Annotated in this window: 1 protein-coding gene; it reads right to left on the bottom strand. The window is 73.0% G+C overall.

The genetic code is table 11. From position 1 onward, the window contains the following. A partial coding sequence (locus C1A33_RS25010) for a sugar transferase (RefSeq protein WP_423748143.1) occupies positions 1 to 1,078 on the bottom strand: 1,078 nt, incomplete at its 3' end. Positions 1,079 to 1,562 lie beyond the last annotated feature (484 nt).

Below are 1,562 nucleotides of genomic sequence, written 5' to 3' on the forward strand. Positions count from 1 at the left end.
CCAGCTCCTTCTTCCGTTCCTCCGCGTCGACGTACATCGACCGGAACTTGAACATGGTGAAGTGCTCACCGCCCTGGCCGACCCGGGTCTGGCGGAAGATCGCCGGGCCGCGGCTGGTGAGGCGGACGGCGAGCGCGAGCGCCACGAACAGCGGCGAGCACAGCAGCAGCACCGTGAGCGCGACGCCCCGGTCGAACAGGCCCTTGACGGCGCGGCGGGCACCGGTGAGCTCCGGCTCCTCGATGTGCAGCAGCGGCAGCCCGGCGACCGGGCGGATCGAGATCCGCGGCCCGGTGACGTCGGTCAGCGCCGAGGAGACGAGCACGTCGACGTCGCTGCCCTCGAGCATCCAGAGCACCCGGCGCAGCGTCTCGCCGTCCATCTGCGGGCAGATCGCCACGGTGGTCGCGTGGGTGGCCCGGATGGCGGTGTGCAGGCTCTCGGAGGTGCCGACGATCGGCACGCCGAGCAGGTCGAACCCGCCGCGGTCCGAGTAGTCGTGGCTGTGGCGGCCGGGTGAGCGGTCCAGCACCACGCCGACGACCGACCAGCCGGCCGTCGGGTCGCGCCGGGCGAGGCGGACCAGCGAGGCCGCCGAGTCGCCGGCGCCAACGACGAGCACCCGGTGCAGCCCACGGCCGCCGCGGCGCATCCGGTGCAGGTAGCCGCGCGCGGCGCAGCGGCCGAGCACGGTCAGCGCGATGGCCGCCGGGAACGCGATGAGGACGTAGGCGCGCGCGAGCTCCGCCTTCGTCGCGTAGGACAGCACCGCCACGACCGCGGTGAGGTGCGCGGCGGCGTTGAGGACGCGGCGGAACTCCTCCGATCCGCTGCCGAGGAAGCGGCTCTCGTAGGCGCGGCCGAGGAACATCGACAGCACCCACATCACCGGCAGGACGATCGACATGACGAGGTACGGCGTCACCGACACCGGCTTGAGGTCGAACTCGACCAGACCGCCGAACCGGACGAGGTAGGCGACGGCGGCGGCCAGGACGCAGGCCGCGGCATCCAGACCCACGAGCAGCCAGCCGAAGCGCCGCTCCCAGGGGATGCGAGCCCGGTAGCCGGCGAACACCGCCTCGCCGCCGCGGTCGGCCGACTGGCCATCGTCGTGGGCCGGCGGCTCGGCGACGCCCGGCGCGTCCCGCCACACGTCCTCCCGCGGCGGGCGGGCGGCGAGGTCGGAGGCGTCGGTGCGGACGCGCGGACGCTGCGCGGGGATCGCCTGGTCCCGGACCGGGACGGTCCGTTCCGGGGCGGCTGTCACCGCCGGCTGGAGCAGGTCGAACAGCAACCGACTATCGCCAGTATCTGGTTTTTTGTCCGATTCATACGCGGCGCCTCGGGACTCCGGATCCATCCCGGAACCGATCCTGGCACCACTGACGACAGCGTCAGTCACCTGACAGACCCCCCACGGTCATGACATCCGGCCGACATCGCAGAAAAGGCCGCGCGGCATCGACATCACCCGAGGGTCCGCTGACGATGCGTCCTGACCACCGGCCGGGCCCCCGACCCGACGTGCACTCCCCCGATCCCCGCCGCCCGCACCGGGC

It is taken from the genome of Frankia canadensis (genome assembly GCF_900197875.1).
Lineage (GTDB): Bacteria > Actinomycetota > Actinomycetes > Frankiales > Frankiaceae > Frankia > Frankia canadensis.